Source organism: Thauera sp. 63 (genome assembly GCF_000310165.2).
Lineage (GTDB): Bacteria > Pseudomonadota > Gammaproteobacteria > Burkholderiales > Rhodocyclaceae > Thauera > Thauera humireducens.
This window is the reverse complement of the sequence record NZ_AMXC01000021.1, coordinates 12,265-30,005: the sequence shown is the minus strand read 5'-3', so window position 1 is coordinate 30,005 and position 17,741 is coordinate 12,265. Positions and strand designations below refer to the sequence as shown.

Annotated in this window: 17 protein-coding genes and 1 riboswitch; of the genes, 12 read left to right on the top strand and 5 right to left on the bottom strand. The window is 70.0% G+C overall.

Annotated elements, in window-relative coordinates:
* Positions 1–109 precede the first annotated feature (109 nt).
* The 5 genes from C664_RS15110 to C664_RS15090 all read left to right on the top strand — a co-directional run bounded on the left by C664_RS15110 (position 110) and on the right by C664_RS15090 (position 5,535).
* Positions 110–1,228, top strand: coding sequence for a glycosyltransferase (locus C664_RS15110; protein WP_051019153.1), 1,119 nt, complete (start codon positions 110–112; stop codon positions 1,226–1,228).
* Entirely contained in the window at positions 1,225–2,334 is a 1,110-nt protein-coding gene (locus C664_RS15105) for a glycosyltransferase (protein ID WP_004263227.1), read from the top strand. The genes C664_RS15110 and C664_RS15105 overlap by 4 nt, the downstream gene beginning before the upstream one ends.
* On the top strand, positions 2,331–3,428 hold the full coding sequence (locus tag C664_RS15100; RefSeq protein WP_004263225.1) for a glycosyltransferase: 1,098 nt from the start codon (positions 2,331–2,333) through the stop codon (positions 3,426–3,428). The genes C664_RS15105 and C664_RS15100 overlap by 4 nt, the downstream gene beginning before the upstream one ends.
* Before the next feature lie 39 nt (positions 3,429–3,467).
* On the top strand, positions 3,468–4,130 hold the full coding sequence (locus C664_RS15095) for a sulfotransferase family 2 domain-containing protein (RefSeq protein ID WP_004263223.1): 663 nt from the start codon (positions 3,468–3,470) through the stop codon (positions 4,128–4,130).
* A 76-nt stretch (positions 4,131–4,206) separates the two neighbouring features.
* Entirely contained in the window at positions 4,207–5,535 is a 1,329-nt protein-coding gene (locus tag C664_RS15090; RefSeq protein ID WP_004263220.1) for a UDP-glucose dehydrogenase family protein, read from the top strand.
* Between the two features lie 42 nt (positions 5,536–5,577).
* Here the strand turns inward: C664_RS15090 and rfaE1 are convergent, their stop codons facing one another.
* The 5 genes from rfaE1 to cobU all read right to left on the bottom strand — a co-directional run bounded on the left by rfaE1 (position 5,578) and on the right by cobU (position 9,992).
* On the bottom strand, positions 5,578–6,891 hold the full coding sequence (gene rfaE1, locus C664_RS15085; RefSeq protein WP_004263217.1) for a D-glycero-beta-D-manno-heptose-7-phosphate kinase: 1,314 nt from the start codon (positions 6,889–6,891) through the stop codon (positions 5,578–5,580).
* 67 nt (positions 6,892–6,958) lie between these two features.
* Positions 6,959–7,510 carry an alpha-ribazole phosphatase family protein gene (gene cobC, locus C664_RS15080; protein WP_004263215.1) on the bottom strand — a complete coding sequence of 184 codons (552 nt, stop codon included), beginning with the start codon at positions 7,508–7,510 and terminating at the stop codon, positions 6,959–6,961.
* Positions 7,511–7,524: 14 nt separating this feature from the next.
* A complete protein-coding gene (locus C664_RS15075) occupies positions 7,525–8,331 on the bottom strand; it encodes an adenosylcobinamide-GDP ribazoletransferase (RefSeq protein ID WP_004263212.1) in 807 nt (268 codons plus the stop codon).
* Between the two features lie 10 nt (positions 8,332–8,341).
* Positions 8,342–9,388, bottom strand: a complete 1,047-nt coding sequence (gene cobT / locus C664_RS15070) for a nicotinate-nucleotide--dimethylbenzimidazole phosphoribosyltransferase (protein WP_004263210.1) — start codon at positions 9,386–9,388, stop codon at positions 8,342–8,344.
* Between the two features lie 55 nt (positions 9,389–9,443).
* Entirely contained in the window at positions 9,444–9,992 is a 549-nt protein-coding gene (cobU, locus tag C664_RS15065; protein ID WP_004263208.1) for a bifunctional adenosylcobinamide kinase/adenosylcobinamide-phosphate guanylyltransferase, read from the bottom strand.
* A 92-nt stretch (positions 9,993–10,084) separates the two neighbouring features.
* A riboswitch (cobalamin riboswitch) is annotated at positions 10,085–10,324 on the top strand.
* A gap of 131 nt (positions 10,325–10,455) precedes the next feature.
* Here cobU and C664_RS15060 point away from each other — a divergent pair.
* Genes C664_RS15060 through C664_RS15030 form a run of 7 tightly spaced genes read left to right on the top strand, consistent with a single transcriptional unit; the run spans position 10,456 to position 17,712 of the window.
* The gene (locus C664_RS15060) at positions 10,456–12,291 is read left to right on the top strand and encodes a TonB-dependent receptor domain-containing protein (protein WP_004263206.1); all 1,836 of its coding nucleotides are present in this window, start codon (positions 10,456–10,458) and stop codon (positions 12,289–12,291) included.
* Between the two features lie 54 nt (positions 12,292–12,345).
* Entirely contained in the window at positions 12,346–13,326 is a 981-nt protein-coding gene (locus tag C664_RS15055) for a FecCD family ABC transporter permease (RefSeq protein WP_038012043.1), read from the top strand.
* On the top strand, positions 13,323–14,120 hold the full coding sequence (locus C664_RS15050; protein ID WP_004263202.1) for an ABC transporter ATP-binding protein: 798 nt from the start codon (positions 13,323–13,325) through the stop codon (positions 14,118–14,120). Before C664_RS15055 ends, C664_RS15050 begins: the two co-directional genes overlap by 4 nt.
* Before the next feature lie 10 nt (positions 14,121–14,130).
* A complete protein-coding gene (locus tag C664_RS15045; protein ID WP_004263199.1) occupies positions 14,131–14,925 on the top strand; it encodes an ABC transporter substrate-binding protein in 795 nt (264 codons plus the stop codon).
* Complete coding sequence (gene cobO / locus C664_RS15040; protein WP_004263196.1) at positions 14,922–15,527, top strand: cob(I)yrinic acid a,c-diamide adenosyltransferase; 606 nt, start codon at positions 14,922–14,924, stop codon at positions 15,525–15,527. Before C664_RS15045 ends, cobO begins: the two co-directional genes overlap by 4 nt.
* A gap of 4 nt (positions 15,528–15,531) precedes the next feature.
* Positions 15,532–16,380 (top strand): uroporphyrinogen-III C-methyltransferase, encoded by an 849-nt coding sequence (gene cobA / locus C664_RS15035; RefSeq protein ID WP_004263192.1) that lies wholly within the window; start codon positions 15,532–15,534, stop codon positions 16,378–16,380.
* A gap of 3 nt (positions 16,381–16,383) precedes the next feature.
* Positions 16,384–17,712 (top strand): cobyrinate a,c-diamide synthase, encoded by a 1,329-nt coding sequence (locus C664_RS15030; protein WP_004263189.1) that lies wholly within the window; start codon positions 16,384–16,386, stop codon positions 17,710–17,712.
* Positions 17,713–17,741 lie beyond the last annotated feature (29 nt).

Genomic DNA, 17,741 nt, shown 5'->3' with positions numbered 1-17,741 from the left:
GCAGGGACAAAGAAGCGGGATTATAGCCGCACGCCCGAGTGGCCCGAGCCGGCATGAACTGAGCGCGGAGGGTTCCGGTATACTTTCGCCCTTCGTCTGGAGCCCGTGGATGCGCCTAACTATTTTCATGCCCTCGTTCGGTGATGGCGGCGTCGAGCGCATGCTGGTGAATCTCGCGGGTGGCCTCGCGGATCTGGGCGTGGAGGTCGATTTCGTCACGCGGTCGCGGCACGAGCCCTATCTGGATCAACTCGACCGGCGCGTCCGCCTGGTTGAGTCGGGGCGCTCGGGCGTGTTCGAGATCCAGCCTTTCATGCGCCGCTACCTCAAGCAGTTCCGTCCCGATTTCGTGCTGTGCGGCAAGGACAAGGCGGGGCGGACCGCGGTGCTGGCCCGGCGTCTGTCGGGCGTGCCGTTCAAGCTCGTGATGCGGCCGGGCACGACGGTGTCCGAGCGCCTTGCCCAGCGCAATGTACTCAAGCGCTGGCGCGCCTACCGCTTGATCCGCGGCGCATACGGCGCAGCGGCAGCGGTGGTTGGCAATTCAGAGGGCGTCGTACGCGACATTGCCGCCATTGCACACCTGCCGGCTGAACGCACGCACCTGATCCGGAATCCGGTCGTCACGCCGGCCCTGCGGCAACATGCGGACGAGGCCCTCGACCATCCCTGGTTTGCCCCCGGACAACCGCCGGTGGTAATGGCCGTCGGTGGGTTGCGCACGCAGAAGGGCTTTGACACCTTGTTGTCCGCGTTTGCCCGCGTCCGCGCCGGGCGTCCGTGTCGCCTGATGATCCTTGGCGAGGGCCGTTTGCGCCGAGAGTTGTCCGAGCAGGCGGCGCGGCTAGGCGTTGCGGAGGACTTCGCTTTGCCGGGCTTCGATGCGAATCCCTACCGCTATCTTGCCCGCGCCGGTCTGTTCGTCCTTTCCTCGCGCTGGGAGGGATCGCCGAATGCGCTGACCGAGGCGCTGGCGATCGGCGTGCCGGTAGTGGCGACGGATTGCCCGAGCGGACCGCGCGAGATTCTGCGCGGCGGCGAGGTGGCGCCGCTGGTGCCGGTCGATGATGTCGATGCCCTGGCCACGGCGATGGCGGCGACGCTGGACCATCCCGGCGACGTCGAGCGGCGCAGCGAAGCCGTGCGCGAATACACCGTCGAGACCTGCGCCCGGCGATACCACGCGTTGTTCCAGCGCCTGCTGGCGGGTGGGGAGGCGCGCGCGTGAGCACCGATCTCGCCATCTTCGCGGCCACCTCCGGCCACAGCGGCGTCGATCGCGTGCTGCGCAATCTGGTGCCGGCGATTGCACGCCTGGGGCTGCGCGTCGATGTACTCGGCGTGGACGGACATGGACCCCGGTTCGATCAACTGCCCGACGGCGTCCGTCACCTGCCGCTGGGCGTGAGTCACGTGAACACCGCAATCCCGGGCGTGGTCCGCTACCTGCGCCGCGAGCGGCCGCAGGCGATGCTGTCGGACAAGGACCGCGTGAACCGCGCGGCCTTGTTCGCGCGCTGGGTGGCGCATGTGCCCACGCGGGTCGGGGTGCGCCTCGGCACGACGGTTTCGGTCAATCTGGCGAGCCGCGGCGCCTTCGAGCGTTGGCTGCAGCGTACGTCGATGCGCTGGATGTATCCGGCGGCCGAAGCCGTGCTGGTGCCCTCGCGCGGGGTGGCCGACGATCTCGCGGCCTATGCGGGGCTCGCACGCGATCATATCCGCGTCGTCCCGAGCCCGATCATCACCCCGGCGATGACCGCCAAGGCGGCAGAGGCCGTCGAGCATCCGTGGCTGGGCGCCGGCGAGCCGCCGCTGATCCTCGGCGTCGGCGAACTTTCCGAGCGCAAGGATTTCGCCGCCCTGTTGCGTGCCTTCGCCCGCGTGCGTGCGCAGCGCCCCTGCCGCCTGCTCATTCTCGGTGAAGGCCGCCGCCGCGGGGAGCTGGAGAAGCTGGCGGTCGAACTGGGCGTGTCGGCCGACGTGGCGCTGCCCGGCTTCTGCCCCAACCCCTATGCGTGGATGTCGCGTGCGGCCGTGTTCGCGCTGACCTCGCGCTGGGAGGGGATGCCCGTGGTGCTGATCGAGGCGCTGGCGCTGGGCGTGCCGAGTGTGGCCTGCGACTGCCCGAGCGGGCCGCGCGAGGTCCTGGAGGGGGGGCGTCATGGTCCGCTGGTGCCGGTGGGCGATGTCGATGCGCTCGCGGCGGGCTTGCTGCGACAACTCGACGCGCCGACCTCCGCCGCGGCGTCGCGCGCCGCGGTGCAGGGTTACACGGATGAATCCAGCGCCCGCGCCTACCTTGCCGCGCTGGGTTTCAGGGAGTTCCAATGAGTCGTCTGGCGGTGTTCATCTCGTTCTCTGGCGAGGGCGGTGTCGAGCGCATGGTGCTGAACCTGATCGAAGGGTTCGCCGCACGCGGCGTGCAGGTCGACCTGCTGGCGATCCGTGCCGACAGCGCGCATCTCGGCACGTTGCCGCCCGGGGTGCGCCTGATTGACCTTGGCGTGCGCCATAGCGGGCTGGCGGTGTGGCCGCTGGCGCGCTACCTGCGTGAGAACCGGCCCGATGCGCTGCTGGCGGCCAAGGACCGGGCGATCCGGGCGGCGGTGATGGCGCGCCGCCTCGCCGGCAGCACGGTGCGCATCGTCGGCCGGCTCGGCACGAACCTGTCGGCTGCGCTCGAGGGGCGTTCGGGCATTGCCCGCTGGCTGAGGGTGGCGCCGATGCGGCTGCTCTACACCTCGGTCGATCGTGTGGTGTGCGTGTCGGAGGGCGTGCTCGAGGACACGATGCGCCTGACCGGCCTGCCGCGCGAGCGCCTGCAGGTGATCCGCAATCCGGTGGTGACGCCGCGGCTGGCCGAGCAGGCGGCGCAGGTGGTCGACCACCCGTGGTTCGGCGACCGCGCGCAACCCTTGATCCTCGGCGCGGGCCGGCTCACCGAGCAGAAGGACTTCCCGACTCTGGTGCGCGCCTTCGCCCGCCTGCGGCGTCAGCGCCCGGCGCGCCTCGTGATCCTCGGCGAGGGCCGCCACCGGGGCCGGCTGGAAGCGCTCGCCGCGGAACTTGGCGTGGCTGCGGACGTTGCGCTGCCGGGCTTCACGCCCAACCCGTATGCGTGGATGGCGCGCGCCGACCTGTTCGCGCTGAGTTCGGCGTGGGAGGGGTCGCCCAACGTGCTGACCGAGGCGCTGGCGCTGGGTACGCCGAGCGTGGCGACCGACTGCCCGAGCGGCCCGCGCGAGGTGCTGGCCGGCGGTCGTTTTGGCCCCCTGGTGGCCGTGGGCGACGCCGATGCACTGGGGGACGCGATGGCGCGTACCCTCGATGCGCCCTTGCCGGCCGATGCGTTGAAAGGCGCCGTGGCGGCCTACAACCGCGATGCGTCGGCGGCCGCCTATCTCGAGGCCCTCGGCCTGGTGTGAATGCTCGGCCCGCCGGTTGCGGGTTGTGGAGATGCCTGAATGCTCTTGTCGCTGAAGTACAACTTCCTGTTCGTCCACATTGCCAAGACCGGCGGCACCTCGGTGCGCGATTCCCTGCGTCCGCTGCGGCTGCGCGATCCGTGGTACCCGGTGCAGTTCCTGTGCTCGCGCCTGTCGGCGCTGTCGGGTCATCGCCTCGGCATCAAGTTTCCGCGTCACTCGAAGATCATCGCTGCCAAGGAGATGCTGCCGGCCGAGACCTTCGACACGCTGTTCAAGTTCGTCTTCGTGCGCAACCCGTGGGACCTGCAGGTCAGCTCCTTCCACCACATCCGGCGCGAGCGACCGCACCTGATGAGCCATATCGAGACCTTCGACCAGTTCATGCGCTGGAAGCTCGATCCGGAGCGACCCTACCAGTTCCACGTCGATACCAGCATCGAACTGCAGAGCGACTACGTGATCGACCTGCACGGCAAGGTGCTGGTCGACTTCATGGGGCGCTACGAGAACCTGGCTGCCGACTTCGACGAGGCCTGCCGTCGCATCGGCGTGAAGCCGCCGGCGCTGCTGCACAAGCGCCAGGCCACCGACCGCAAGAAGGACTATCGCAGCTATTACACGGACGAGCTGGCCGAGATGGTGGCGCGCCATTTCGAACCGGACATCCGCATCTTTGGCTACCGTTTCGATCCCGAATGAGCCCCTTGCCGGACATCGGCGGGTAACATCGCCGGGTCATGAATCTAACCGTTTTCTTCTTCCTACGTCGCCCATCATGAAACTCACCATCTTCGGTACCGGCTATGTCGGCCTCGTCACCGGCGCCTGCCTCGCGGAAGTGGGGCACAGCGTCGTCTGCATCGACATCGATCAGCGCAAGATCGACAACCTCAACCGCGGCGTGCTGCCGATCTGGGAGCCCGGCCTCGAGGCGATCGTCGAACGCAACGTCGCCGAGGGCCGCCTGCGCTTCACGACCGACACCGCGCTGGCCGTCAAGCATGCCGAGATCCAGTTCATCGCCGTTGGCACGCCGCCGGACGAGGACGGCTCGGCCGACCTGCAGTACGTGCTGTCGGTGGCCGAGAGCATCGCGCGCAACATGGACGGCTACCGCGTCATCATCAACAAGTCGACGGTACCGGTGGGCACGGCAGACAGGGTGCGCGCGCGCGTCGAGCAGGTGCTGGCCGAGCGCAAGGCGGAGGCGCCGTTCGATGTCGTCTCCAACCCGGAATTCCTCAAGGAAGGGGCGGCCGTCGGCGACTTCCTGAAGCCGGACCGCATCGTCATCGGCACCGTCTCGCCGCGCGCGCGCGAACTGATGCGCGAGCTCTACGAACCCTTCAACCGCAACCATGAGCGCACGATGTTCATGGACGTGCGCAGCGCCGAGCTGACCAAGTACGCCGCGAACGCGATGCTGGCGACCAAGATCAGCTTCATGAACGAACTGGCCAACATGGCCGAGATCCTCGGGGCGGACATCGAGGAGGTGCGCAAGGGCATCGGCGCCGATCCGCGCATTGGTTACCACTTCATCTACCCGGGCTGCGGCTACGGCGGGAGCTGCTTCCCGAAGGACGTGCAGGCGCTCGAGCGTACCGCGCAGCAGATCGGCTACGAAGCGCCGCTGCTGAAGGCGGTGGAGGCGGTCAACAATCGGCAGAAGCAGGTGCTGTTCGCCAAGCTGGCGAAGCATTTTGGCGGGCCGGAGGCGCTGCGCGGCAAGACGATCGCGGTGTGGGGGCTGTCCTTCAAGCCCAACACGGACGACATGCGCGAGGCGCCAAGCCGCACGCTGCTCGAAGCCTTGTGGCAGGCGGGCGCGAAGGTGCAGGCCTTCGACCCGGTGGCGATGGAAGAGACGCGCCGCATCTATCCCGAGGGGCCGGCCTTCAGCCTCGCCGCCGACAAGTATTCGGCGCTGGATGGTGCCGACGCGCTGGCGATCTGTACGGAATGGCAGCAGTTCCGCGCGCCGGATTTCGACGAGATCCAGAATCGCCTGCGCGCCAAGGTCATCGTCGATGGCCGCAACCTCTACCACCCCGAGCGCCTGCGCAGCGAGGGCTGGACCTACTACAGCATCGGCCGCGCCTGAGCGCGCGGCGCTGCATGCCGGCGGCCGGTCCGTCCCGAAGGATCAGCCGCCGGGCAGCACGACCACTTCGGCGGTCGTCTGCGGGATGTTCCCGGCGTGGGCAGCCGGCAGGGCGATGAGGTCGGGCTGCAGGGTCTGCAGCAGGGCGTGCAGTTCCGCCGCGTCCCGGGCCGCTACCACCCAGTCGACGATGCGCAGTGCGGGCAGCAGTCCGGCGCTGGCGTCGTCGGCAAGCGGCAGCGCCAGCAGCCGGTCGCCACGCGCGGCGGCCGCTTCGAGGTAGGCGAGACGCGGTGTGTCGAAGGGGGCGAAGGGGCCGACCGCCACCACGGTGCGTTCGCCCAGGCGGCGCGCGGTGGCGATGGCGTCGCGCGCCTCGGCGGCTTCGATCAGGCCGCGCGGGCGCGGGGCGTGGGCGTTCAGTTCCGCGCGCAGTTCATCCACCGACACGGTGGCCGTACCGAGCTTGCCGACCACGATGCTGGCCGCGAGGTTGGCCAGTGCGGTGGCGTCGCGCAGCGACAGGCCGGCGGCGAGGCTGCAGCCCAGCGTGGCCGAGACCGTGTCGCCTGCGCCGGTGACGTCGAACACTTCGCGCGCATGGGCAGGCAGGTGCCAGGCGGGCTGTCCGCGCTGGATCAGCGTCACGCCGCGCTCGCTGCGGGTGATCAGCAGCGCTTCGAGTTCGAGATCCGCGCACAGCCGTTTGCCGCGTTCCACCAGTTCGTCATCGTCCGCGCACGGACCGACGATCGCCTCGAACTCGGCAAGGTTGGGCTTGACCACCGTGGCGCCGCGGTAGCGGCCGAAATCCTGGCCCTTGGGGTCGACGATTACCGGCACGCCGCGTTCGCGCGCCAGGTGGATCAGGGCCTGAGGGTCGCCCAGCGTGCCCTTGGCGTAGTCCGACAGGATCATCGCCTGCACGCCCTCGAGTGCATCGTGCGTGGTCGCGGTGACGCGCGCCGCGTGATGCAGGGCGAAGCGTTCCTCGAAATCGAGGCGGATGAGTTGCTGGTGGCGGCTGATGACGCGCAGCTTGGTGATGGTGGGCGCATCCGCGACGATCTGGAGCCGGCAATCCACGCCGCGTGCGGCAAGGCGCTCGGCCAGCAGGCGCCCGGCTTCGTCCTCGCCGACGAGGCCGACGAGGCGGGCCGTGCAGCCGAGCACCGCGGCGTTGAGTGCGACGTTGCCGGCGCCGCCTGCGCGCACTTCGTCATCGCGCACCTGCACCACCGGTACCGGCGCCTCGGGCGAGATGCGCGCGGTCGCGCCGTGCCAGTAGCGGTCCAGCATGAGGTCGCCCACGACGAGCACGCGGGCGTTGGCGAATTGGGGCAGCGCTGAAAGCATGGGCGGACCGTGAGCCTTGGAACGGCCGGATTATCCCACGAAGCGGCCGGCCGTCAGGCGCCCCGGCTCAGCGGTTGAACCACCGCAGCACCACGCCCCAGTTCTCCACGTCCAGCCGCGTCACCTGCCCGCAGCCGAAGTCCAGCCCCAGCCAGCGCTCGGGCGGCAGGCCGAGCAGGTGGCCGGCGATGGCGCGCAGCGGGCCGCCGTGGGCGACGATCACCACCGGCTCGTCCGGTGCGGAAAGCTGCAGATCGCTGAGCCAGTGCAGCACGCGGGTCGTCATCTCGCGCGCGGATTCGCCGCCCGGCGCGCGGAAGCCGAGCGGGTCGGCAGCCCAGTCGTCGATGGCGGTGCCGATGGCGCTGAAGGTGCGGCCTTCCCATTCGCCGAAGTGAATCTCCTTCAGGCGCGCATCCAGGTGCGGGGTGCCGAACTCCTCTGCGAGCAGCCGGGCTCGGATCAGCGGGCTGGCGTGCAGCTCAAAGCGGTCGGGCAGCAGCGGGCGCAGGCGCGCTGCGACCTCGGTGGCGGATTCGGCCAGGCCAATGTCGTGTTGGCCGTAGCAGACCCCCGGCTCGATCGCGGGTCGCGGATGGCGGATGAGGTGCAGTTCCATGACGAAGTGATGTCCTATGCGGCGGCCAGCGTCGCGATGCGCGCGGCGGCGAGCAGGCCGAGGTAGGCTGCGAGTTCGGCGAGTTGCTGGGTCGCGCCGAGCAGGTCGCCGGTGTAGCCGCCCAGGCTGCGCACGAACAGGCGGGCGGCCCAGGCCGTGACGGCGATGACCGCGACCAATGCGCCCAGCGCCTCCACAGGTGCAAGCAGGGCGAGTGGCAGCAGGCCGCAGGCGCCGGCGACGGTGAGTTCGCCAGGCGTCAGGCGGCGCGCGAGCGGCCTGGACTTGGCGCTGTCGTCCTCGCGCACGTAGGGCAGCAGGTGGATGAGGCTGGTGGCCGCCAGGCGTGACAGTGGGTGTGCAACCAGCAGTGCGGCGGCAACGCCCGCCACGGTGCCCTGCGGGGCAGTCGCGCCGAGACGAGCGAGCTCGACCAGCGCGGCCGCCTTCGCCATCAGCATCAGTACCATGCCGATGGTGCCGTAGCTGCCGATGCGCGAGTCCTTCATGATCGCCAGCACCTGCGCCTTGTCCCAGCCGCCGCCGAGGCCGTCGCAGGTGTCGGCGAAGCCGTCTTCGTGGAAGGCGCCGGTGAGGCGGATCGTCACCGCCATCGACAGGATCACCGCCAGCGAGGCGGGCAGGACCAGCGCGAACGCCGCGTAGCTTGCCGCGCCGGTTGCGCCCACCACCCAGCCGACCAGCGGGAAGAAGCGCGCCGCGTGGTTCAGCCGCTCGGGCGACCACGGCACCCAGGCCGGCACCGGCAGCCGGGTGAAGAAGCCGAGCGCGGTGAAGAACAGTTCGAGCTGGTAGCGCATGCCGTGTGCGTCAGCCCTGGTCGCTGACGCCGGCCGACTCGAAGCTCGCCATCTCGTTGAGGAAGCTCACCGCCGATTGCACCAGCGGCCAGGCCAGCACGGCGCCGGTGCCTTCGCCCAGGCGCAGGTCCAGCGACATCAGGGGCTCCACTCCCAAGTGGTCGAGCTGGATGCCGTGGCCGGGTTCCTGCGAGCGATGAGCGAACACGCAGTAGGGCAGCACGTTCGGGTCGATGGCGTGCGCGACCAGCAGTGCAGAGGTGACGATGAAGCCGTCGATCAGGACCAGCATCCTGCGCTCGGCGGCGCCGAGCATGGCGCCGGCCATCATGGCGATCTCGAGGCCGCCGTACTCGGCCAGCACCGCCAGGGGATCGATCGGGCGGCCGCCGCGCTCCAGCGCCTGCTTGAGCAGGGCGCGCTTGTGGATGAGGCCGGCGTCGTCCAGTCCGGTGCCGCGGCCGGTCACGGTGTAGAGGTCGGCGCCGTGCTCGGCACCGACCAGGCAGTGCGTCAGCAGCGAGGCCGAGGCGGTGTTGCCGATGCCCATCTCGCCGAAGCCGACACAGTTGCAGCCGTTGTCTGCCAGCGCATGGGCGATCTCGCGTCCGCGCTGCAGGGCGGCGTCGCGCTGTTCGGCGCTCATCGCCGGCTGTTCGATGTAGTTCGCCGTACCCGGCGCGATCTTGGCGTCGATGAGGCCGGCGCGCTTGCCGAAGTCGTGATTGACCCCCGCATCGACGACGGTCAGCCCCAGCCCCATCTGCCGGCTGAAGACGTTGATCGCGGCGCCGCCGGCCAGGAAGTTCTCCACCATCTGCCAGGTCACGTCCTGCGGGTAGGCCGACACGCCCGCCCGCGCCGCGCCGTGGTCGCCGGCGAAGACGACGATGTGGGGCTGGCGCAACTCGGGCGTCAGCGTCTGCTGCACGAGGCCGATCTGCAGCGCCAGCGGCTCGAGCCGGCCGAGGGCGCCAAGCGGCTTGGTCTTGCGGTCGATCTTGTGTTGCAGCTCGGTGGCAATCGCCTGGTCGGGCGCGGTGATGGCGAGGTTCATGACGCGAGGTTTCCGGTGGAGCGGCGTCGGGGCCGCGGCTGGGTGGGGAGTGAGTTTAGTCCTGCTTCAGCACCAGCGGCAGGCCGGCGGCGACGAACACCACACGCGGGCACAGCGCGGCGACCGCCTGGTTGAGCCGGCCGGCCTCGTCGCGGAACAGGCGGCCGAGCGGGTGCTCCGGCACCAGGCCGAGGCCGACTTCGTTGGCGACCAGCACGATGCGGCCGGGCAGTCGCGGCAGGGTCGCGAGCAGCGCGTCGCGCTGCGCGCGGAACAGCGGCAGGGCTTCGGCATCGGCGCCGGGCGGCAGGCTCTCGGCGTCCGCCAGCAGGTTGCTCAGCCACAGCGTCAGGCAGTCGACCAGCAGGCAGCGGTCGGGGGCTGCCTCGCGCCGCAGCGTGTCGGCGAGCGCCACCGGCGTCTCCACCGTGCGCCAGCCTGCGGGTCGGTCCGCCTGATGGCGACGGATGCGTGCCGCCATCTCGTCGTCGAGCGCCTCGGCGGTCGCAATCACGGTCACCGCCAGCCCGGATTCGGTCGCGCGGCGCTCGGCCTCGCGGCTCTTGCCCGAGCGCGCGCCGCCCAGGATCAGCTCGCATGTCATTGTTCTGATGGCTCCTGTCCGGAAAGAGGACTGTCATTTATTGCAGTGCACGATACTCGCCCGTACGGTATCATCCGCCCCCACTGCCCCGGAAGGGGCGGCGCGTTATCGGTGCCCACGGGCGATTCTCGCCTAGGGTTAAACGGGAAACAGGTGCGCGGACCATCCTCTGCTCGATGGCCGCAATGCCTGTGCTGCCCCCGCAACGGTAAGTGCGCGCAAGGCGGATCACGCAGCCACTGGGAGGATCTCTCCCGGGAAGGCGACCCGTCCGTCCGGCCTCTGGCCGGGCAGCGCACGAGCCCGGAGACCGGCCGGAACGCGAAATGGCGGATGTGCCGCGGGGTGGCGGCGACGGGCGCGGTTTGTCTTGCTCTCTTCGGTTCTCCCCTGCTCGCGGTGCGTCCATGTGAAGTTGCCATGACGTGCGGGGACGCGCGCCATGGCGCAGGGAGTTCCGACAATGAAGATCCGCCTTTCCGCGCTGGTTTCCGCGTGCGCGCTCGCTTACCCGTTCGTCCCGGCCCAGGCCGACGATGCCCAGCTTGGCCACGTCGTGGTCACCGCCACCCGCCAGCCCATCACGGCCGACGAGGCGCTTGCCAGCGTCGACGTGATCGACCGCGACGAGATCGCCCGTGCCGGCAATGCCACGCTGGTGCAACTGCTGTCCAGCCGTCCCGGCGTACAGGTGGCGAGCAATGGCGGTCCGGGCTCGAGCAGCAGCGTGTACCTCCGCGGCGCCAACTCGGGGCACACCCTGCTCCTGATCGATGGCGTGCGCGTGGGGTCGGCGACCAGCGGCTCGCCCACGCTCGAGAACCTGCCGCTCGAGCTGATCGACCGCATCGAGATCCTGCGCGGCCCGGCGAGCGCGCTCTACGGTTCCGATGCGATCGGCGGCGTGATCCAGGTGTTCACGCGCAAGGGACGCGAGGGTTTCCAGCCCAGCGTGCGTGCCGGCGTCGGCACCGACGGTGCGCGCACGCTGGGTGCGACGCTGGCGGGCGGGGTCGAGCGGCTGCGCTACAACGTGTCCGCCGGCAGCGAACGCAGTGACGGCATCGATGCCAAGCCGAAGTCGACGCGCGGCAGCGATCGCGACGACGACGGTTTCCGCAACGAGTACTTCAGCGGCTCGGTGTCGCTCGGTTTCCGCGACGCCGACGAGATCGGCCTGACCGTGCTGCATTCGGACATGCGCAACTGGTACGACAACGCCAAGGTGTTCAACTCGTATCTGGACAAGCGCACCGACTCGCTGGGGCTGCACATGCGCAACCAGATCACCGCAGACTGGACCAGCACCTTGCGCTTCGGCTACGGCGCGGACGAGTCGCACAACTACTCGGACCGCAACGCCAAATCCACGTTCGAGACCGCGCAGCGCCAGTTCACCTGGCAGCACGACATCGCCCTGGGCGTCGGCTCGCTGCTGGCCGCCTACGAGTATCTCGAGCAGGAAGTCGATTCGACTGCCGACTATGACAAGACACAGCGGCACACCAATTCGGTGCTGCTCGGCTGGAGCGGACAGTTCGATCGCCATCACCTGCAGGTCAACGCCCGCCATGACGAGGATTCGCAGTTCGGCAGCAAGACCACCGGTGCGCTGGCCTACGGCTATCGGCTGACGCCGGAGTGGCGCGCGCGTGCCAGCATCGGCACGGCGTTCAAGGCGCCCACGTTCAACGACCTCTACTTCCCGTTCAGCGGCAACCCGAACCTGAAGCCCGAGGAGGCGCTGAACCGCGAGGCCGGCCTGGTGTGGGAGCGCGGCGGCACCAGCCTCAGCGCGACCTACTTCAACAACCGCATTAAGAACCTGATCGCGTGGGCGCCGGTGAACCCGGCCGATCCGATGGGCGACTGGGCGCCGGCCAACGTGGCGGAGGCCTCGATCCAGGGCGTCGAGTTGGCTGCCAGCACGATGCTGTGGGATTACCGCGTGCGGGCCAGCATCGACTTCCTCGACACGGAAGACGAGGAAACCGGCGATGAGCTCGGCCGTCGTGCGCGCATCGGCGGCTCGCTCGGCATCGAGCGCGCTACCGGGCCGTGGACCTGGGGGATGGAGTGGAACGCGCAGGGGCGGCGGTATGATCGAATCCCGAACAACGCGGCCAACCGCATGGGCGGCTACGGCCTGCTGAACGCCTACGTGCATTACGCGCTGGCGCCGGACTGGAGCGTGGAAGTGCGCGCCAACAACCTTCTCGACAAGGACTACGAGCTTGCCCAGAACTACGGCACCCAGGGGGCCAACGCCTTCGTGGCCGTGCGTTACGCGATGCACTAAGCCGCAATGCTCGTTGCCACCGACCGTCTCCGTGTCGTCGGGGGTCGGGCCCTGATGCTGCTCGGCCGCCACCATCCCATCCTGCTCGCCCTCAGCCTGCTGTCGGCGGCGGCGCTTGCACTGCTATGGGCGCTGGTGGCCGGTGACATGCCAATCGGCCTGTCCGAAGTATTCGCTGCCTTGACCGGCAGTGAGGGCATGGCGGCGGACATCGTGCGCGAGCTGCGCCTGCCCCGCGCCTTCGCCGCCTTCGTCTGCGGCGGCCTGCTCGCCACGGCGGGTGCGCTGATGCAGGTGCTGCTGCGCAACCCGCTGGCCGATCCCTACATCCTGGGCATCTCCGGTGGTGCGGCGGTGGGGGCGCTGGTGGCGCTCACGCTCGGCGCGGCCTCGATCTGGGTCGATACGCTGGCCTTCGGTGGCGCGCTCGCCGCGATGCTGCTGGTGTTCGGCCTGGCGCATGGCGACGGCAGCTGGACGCAGACGCGGCTGCTGCTGACCGGGGTCATCGTCGCCGCCGGATGCGGCGCGGCGGTGACGCTGATGCTGGCGCTGGCGCCCGATACCCGGGTGCAGTCGATGCTGTTCTGGCTGATGGGCGATGCCAGTGGCGCGGCGCGGCCCTGGCCTGGGCTGGTGGTGCTGGTGCTGGGTCTGGCCGCGGTGATGCCCTTCGCGCGCGACCTGAACGTGCTCGCGCGCGGCGAGCTGAACGCGCGTGCGCTGGGTGTGAGCGTGCGCAAGCTGCGCATGGGCCTGTACGTGCTGGCCTCGCTGCTGACCGCGACCGCGGTGACGCTGGTGGGCTCGGTGGGCTTCGTCGGCCTCATCATTCCCCACCTCGTGCGGCTGGTGCTGGGCAACGACCAGCGCGTGCTCATCCCCGCTGCCGCGCTGGCCGGCGGCACCCTGCTGACGCTGGCCGACATGGCGGCGCGCACCGTGATCGCGCCGCAGCAACTGCCGGTCGGCGTGCTCACCGCGCTGATCGGCGTGCCGGTGTTCCTGTTCCTGCTCGCGAGGCACCCGCGGTGAGCGCTTCGCGTACCGATGCGGTGCCGCTGCTGGAGGCCGAGCGCCTCGCCCTGCAGGTGGGCGAGCGCTGGCTGTGCTGCGAGTTCAGCCTGAGCCTGGCACCGGGCGAATGCCTTGCCCTGCTGGGCCCCAATGGTGCGGGAAAGACCACCCTGCTGCACACCCTGGCCGGCCTGCGCGAGCCCTCGGTGGGGCAGGTGAGGCTGGGCGGCCTGCCCTACGCCGCCTGGTCGGCGCTGGAGGCGGCGCGCTTCCGCGGCCTGCTGCCGCAACAACAGCCCGATCACTTCGGCGCCAGCGTGCTGGAAACGGTGCTGATCGGCCGTCACCCTCACCTGGGCCGCTGGGGCTGGGAGACGACCGAGGACGAGGCGATCGCCCGCCGGGCCTTGGCCGATGTCGGTTTGCAGGGGTTCGAGACGCGCGACGTGCTGACGCTGTCCGGCGGCGAGCGCCAGCGCGTCGCCATCGCCACCTTGCTGGTACAGTCGCCGCAGCTCTTCCTGCTCGACGAACCGCTCAACCATCTCGACCTGCATTACCAGATCGCCACGCTCGAGCTCTTCCGCAGCATCGTCCGTGGCGGCGACACACGGCACGGCGTCGTCATGGTCCTGCACGACATCAATCTCGCCGCCCGCTACGCCGACCACATCATCCTGCTCGACGGCCGCGGCGGGGTGAAAGCGGGTGATCGCGACAGCGTGCTGCGTGCAGACCTGCTGAGCCAGGCCTTCGGCCATCCCTTGCGCCGCTTCGAGAGCGAAGGGCGCGTCCTGTTCCTTCCCGATTGAGATCCCCATCATGAAGCACACGCTTCGCCACCTTCTGGGTGGCCTGTTGCTGGTTCTTGCCCTGCCCGCGGCTGCGGACTGTCCGCGCATCGTCAGCCAGTCGCCCTACATCACCCAGGCGCTCGACTGGCTTGGCCGCGGCGACTGTATCGTCGGGGTGTCGCGCTACGACAAGCGCGACCTGCCGCGCACCGGCGGGGTCAAGGACCCGGATGTCGGCGCCATCGCCGCGCTGAACCCCGACCTGGTCGTCATCTCGAAGGGCTCCGATCCGGCCCAGCTCGACATGCTGGAGCCCGAGGCGCGCATCCTGCAGGTCGACGGCTTCGATTCGATGGCCCAGACCGAGGCGATGCTCGCCCGCCTGGCCGAGGCGGCCGGCGTGGCCGACGGCAAGGCGAAGGTCGCAGCCTATGCCCGCGAGTGGCGCGCCCGTGCGGCGGCGGTGAAGGGGGGCGGCAAGCGCGTGCTGGTGATCTCGGCCTGCTCGGCCCAACCATATTCCTTCGGCCGCGGCCATGTGGTGGGCGACGCCTTCGCCCACGCCGGCTTCGAGGTGGTGGAGACGGCCGAGCGCATCCGCCACCTGCGGCCCGGCGAGGAGATCCCGGGTATCGTTGCCGCAGTCGAACGCTTCAAGCCCGAGCTGCTGTTCTCGCTCACCCCCGAGAACGCCGAGACCTGCAGTGCCGAACTCGGCCTGGTGTCGGTGCCCGTCGTCGGCCTCGAAGGGCGGCACTTCTTCAACCCCGGCCCGGCGCTGCTCACCGGCCTGGCCCAACTCGCGGAGCACACCCAGCAATGAGCGAACAGGATCGCGACAGCCGCCACAACGAACGCATGGCGCGCAAGAAGGCGGTGGTGGACGAGAAGATCGCCACCGCCCAGGCCGAACGCGGCGTGCTGCTGGTCAACACCGGCAACGGCAAGGGCAAGTCCAGCGCCGGCTTCGGCCTGGTGGCGCGCGCGCTCGGCCACGGCATGAAGGTCGGCGTGGTGCAGTTCATCAAGGGCCGCTCGGACACCGGCGAGGAGGCCTTCTTCCGCAATCAGCCGGGCGTGAGCTGGCATGTGATGGGCGAGGGCTTCACCTGGGAAACCCAGGACCGCGCCCGCGACGTCGCCACCGCCGAAGCGGCCTGGGATGTCGCGCGCGGCCTGCTGCAGGACCCGTCGATCGGACTGGTGGTGCTGGACGAGCTCAACATCGCGCTCAAGTACCGCTATCTTGAAGTCGACACCGTCGTTGCCGACCTGCTGGCGCGGCCGACGCTGCAGCACGTCGTCGTCACCGGCCGCGGCGCCCCGCCCGAACTGGTCGAGGCCGCCGACACCGTTACCGACATGACGCCGGTCAAGCACGCCTTTGCCGCGGGTATCAAGGCGATGCCCGGCATGGAGTGGTGAGTCCATGAGCCTGCCCGATCTGTCCGTCTTCCGTCCCGGGCCGCTGCCCGGCCATGTCTATCTGGTCGGTGCCGGGCCGGGCGATCCTGAATTGCTGACGCTGCGCGGTGCGCGGCTGGTGGCGGGCGCGGACGTGGTGGTGTTCGACAACCTCGTCGCGCCCGCCATCATCGACCTGGCGCCCGCCGCGGCCGAGCGCATCTACGTCGGCAAGAAGGCGGCCGACCATGCGCTGCCGCAGGACGAGATCAACGCGCTGCTGGTGCGTCTGGCGCAGGCGGGCAAGCGCGTGGTGCGGCTTAAGGGCGGCGATCCCTTCATCTTCGGCCGTGGCGGCGAGGAGATGGAGGACCTGCTCGAGGCCGGCATCACCGTCGAGGTGGTGCCGGGCGTGACCGCGGCGGCGGGCGTGGCAGCGTATGCCGGCATTCCGCTCACGCACCGCGATCATGCGCAGTCGGTGGTGTTCACCACCGGCTTCCTGAAGGACGGCGGGCTCGATCTCGACTGGTCGCTGCTCGCCCACCGCGGCCAGACGCTCGTCATCTACATGGGCATCTCGCGTCTGGCGGAAATCTGTGCCCAACTCGTTGCCCACGGCCTACCGGCGGCGACGCCGGCGGCGGTCATCGAGCGCGGCACGACGCACGCGCAGCGCGTGGCGAAGGGCGATCTCGCCACGCTGGTCGACGAGGTCCGGCGCCAAGGTATCCGCCCGCCCGCGCTGACCGTGGTGGGCGACGTCGTCAGTCTGTATCCGCGCCTGACCTGGTTCCAGCCCGGCGAACCACCACCGTCCTCGCCGCTGCCGCATGCCGGCTGTGCGGTCGTGCATTCGAACAACAAGGATTGAGCCGTGCCCGAAGCGAACATTTCGTCCGACCCGCCCATCAGTGCGGTGCGCTGCCCCGCGCTGTTCATCGCCGCGCCGGCGTCCGGCCAGGGCAAGACCACCATCACCGCCGCGCTTGCACGCCTGCACACCCGGCTCGGGCGCCGGGTGCGGGTCTTCAAGTGCGGGCCGGACTTCCTCGATCCGCAGATCCATGCGGTGGCGAGTGGCGCGCCGGTGCATAACGTCGACCTCGGCATGTGCGGGGCGGAGGACATCGCCTGGCGCCTGCACGCGGCCGCGCGCGCGTCCGACCTGATCCTGATCGAGGGGGTCATGGGCCTGTACGACGGTGCGCCCTCAGGGGCCGACATCGCGCGCCGTTTCGGCATCCCGGTGATGGCGGTGATCGATGCGCGGGCGATGGCGCAGACCTTCGGCGCCGTGGCCCACGGTCTCGCGCACTACCAGCCGGGCCTGCCGTTCGCCGGCGTTCTCGCCAACCACGTCGGCAGCGCGCGCCATGCCGACATGTTGCGCGCCGCGCTGCCGGACGGCATGCGCTGGTTCGGCGCGGTGATGCGCGATGCCGACGCCGCGCTGCCCGAGCGCCACCTGGGCCTGATGCAGGCCGAGGAGATCGCCGACCTGGGCGAGCGCCTCGACCGTCTGGCCGACCATCTCCAGGCCACCGGGGCGGCCGAACTGCCGCCCGCGGTCGAGTTTCCGGCCGTGCCGGCGCCCGTCATTCCGCCGCTGCTGGCCGGCAGGCGGGTCGCGGTCGCGCGCGATGCGGCCTACGGCTTCATCTACCCGGCCAACCTCGACACGCTGCAGGCGCTGGGTGCCGAGCTCGCCTTCTTTTCGCCGCTGGCCGGTGACACCCTGCCTGCAGCTTGCGACGCGGTGTGGCTGCCGGGCGGCTACCCCGAACTCCATGGCGAAACGCTGGCCGCGAACACGCGCTTCTGGCACGACCTTCGCGCGCATGTCGTCGCGGGCAGGCCGCTGCTGGCCGAGTGCGGCGGGCTGATGAGCCTGCTGCAGAGCATCGTCGACAAGGCGGGTGTCGAGCACGCCTTCGGCGGCCTGTTGCCCGGCCGCGCGGTGATGCAGAAGCGGCTCGCCGCACTGGGCATGCAGGCGGTCGACCTGCCGCAAGGGCGGATGACCGGCCACACCTTCCACTACTCCAGGACCGAGACGCCACTCGCGCCCTGGCTGCATGCGCACGGCACCGACGGCAGCGAGGGCGAGGCGGTGTATCGCCTCGGGTCGATCACCGCGTCCTACGTGCATTTCTGGTTTCCGTCGAACCCGGCGGCGGTCGCTGCGCTGTTCGGCGTCGCCTGAGCGTACGCGGGCCGCTCGCAGGCGCGGTG

Bases quoted from the DNA above. Each gene is read 5' to 3' on its own strand.
- C664_RS15110 (WP_051019153.1), top strand. From the start codon at position 110: ATGCGCCTAACTATTTTCATGCCCTCGTTCGGTGATGGCGGCGTCGAG.
- C664_RS15100 (WP_004263225.1), top strand. From the start codon at position 2,331: ATGAGTCGTCTGGCGGTGTTCATCTCGTTCTCTGGCGAGGGCGGTGTC.
- C664_RS15095 (WP_004263223.1), top strand. From the start codon at position 3,468: ATGCTCTTGTCGCTGAAGTACAACTTCCTGTTCGTCCACATTGCCAAG.
- C664_RS15090 (WP_004263220.1), top strand. From the start codon at position 4,207: ATGAAACTCACCATCTTCGGTACCGGCTATGTCGGCCTCGTCACCGGC.
- rfaE1 (WP_004263217.1), bottom strand. From the start codon at position 6,891: ATGCTTTCAGCGCTGCCCCAATTCGCCAACGCCCGCGTGCTCGTCGTG.
- cobC (WP_004263215.1), bottom strand. From the start codon at position 7,510: ATGGAACTGCACCTCATCCGCCATCCGCGACCCGCGATCGAGCCGGGG.
- C664_RS15075 (WP_004263212.1), bottom strand. From the start codon at position 8,331: ATGCGCTACCAGCTCGAACTGTTCTTCACCGCGCTCGGCTTCTTCACC.
- cobT (WP_004263210.1), bottom strand. From the start codon at position 9,388: ATGAACCTCGCCATCACCGCGCCCGACCAGGCGATTGCCACCGAGCTG.
- cobU (WP_004263208.1), bottom strand. From the start codon at position 9,992: ATGACATGCGAGCTGATCCTGGGCGGCGCGCGCTCGGGCAAGAGCCGC.
- C664_RS15060 (WP_004263206.1), top strand. From the start codon at position 10,456: ATGAAGATCCGCCTTTCCGCGCTGGTTTCCGCGTGCGCGCTCGCTTAC.
- C664_RS15055 (WP_038012043.1), top strand. From the start codon at position 12,346: ATGCTGCTCGGCCGCCACCATCCCATCCTGCTCGCCCTCAGCCTGCTG.
- C664_RS15045 (WP_004263199.1), top strand. From the start codon at position 14,131: ATGAAGCACACGCTTCGCCACCTTCTGGGTGGCCTGTTGCTGGTTCTT.
- cobO (WP_004263196.1), top strand. From the start codon at position 14,922: ATGAGCGAACAGGATCGCGACAGCCGCCACAACGAACGCATGGCGCGC.
- cobA (WP_004263192.1), top strand. From the start codon at position 15,532: ATGAGCCTGCCCGATCTGTCCGTCTTCCGTCCCGGGCCGCTGCCCGGC.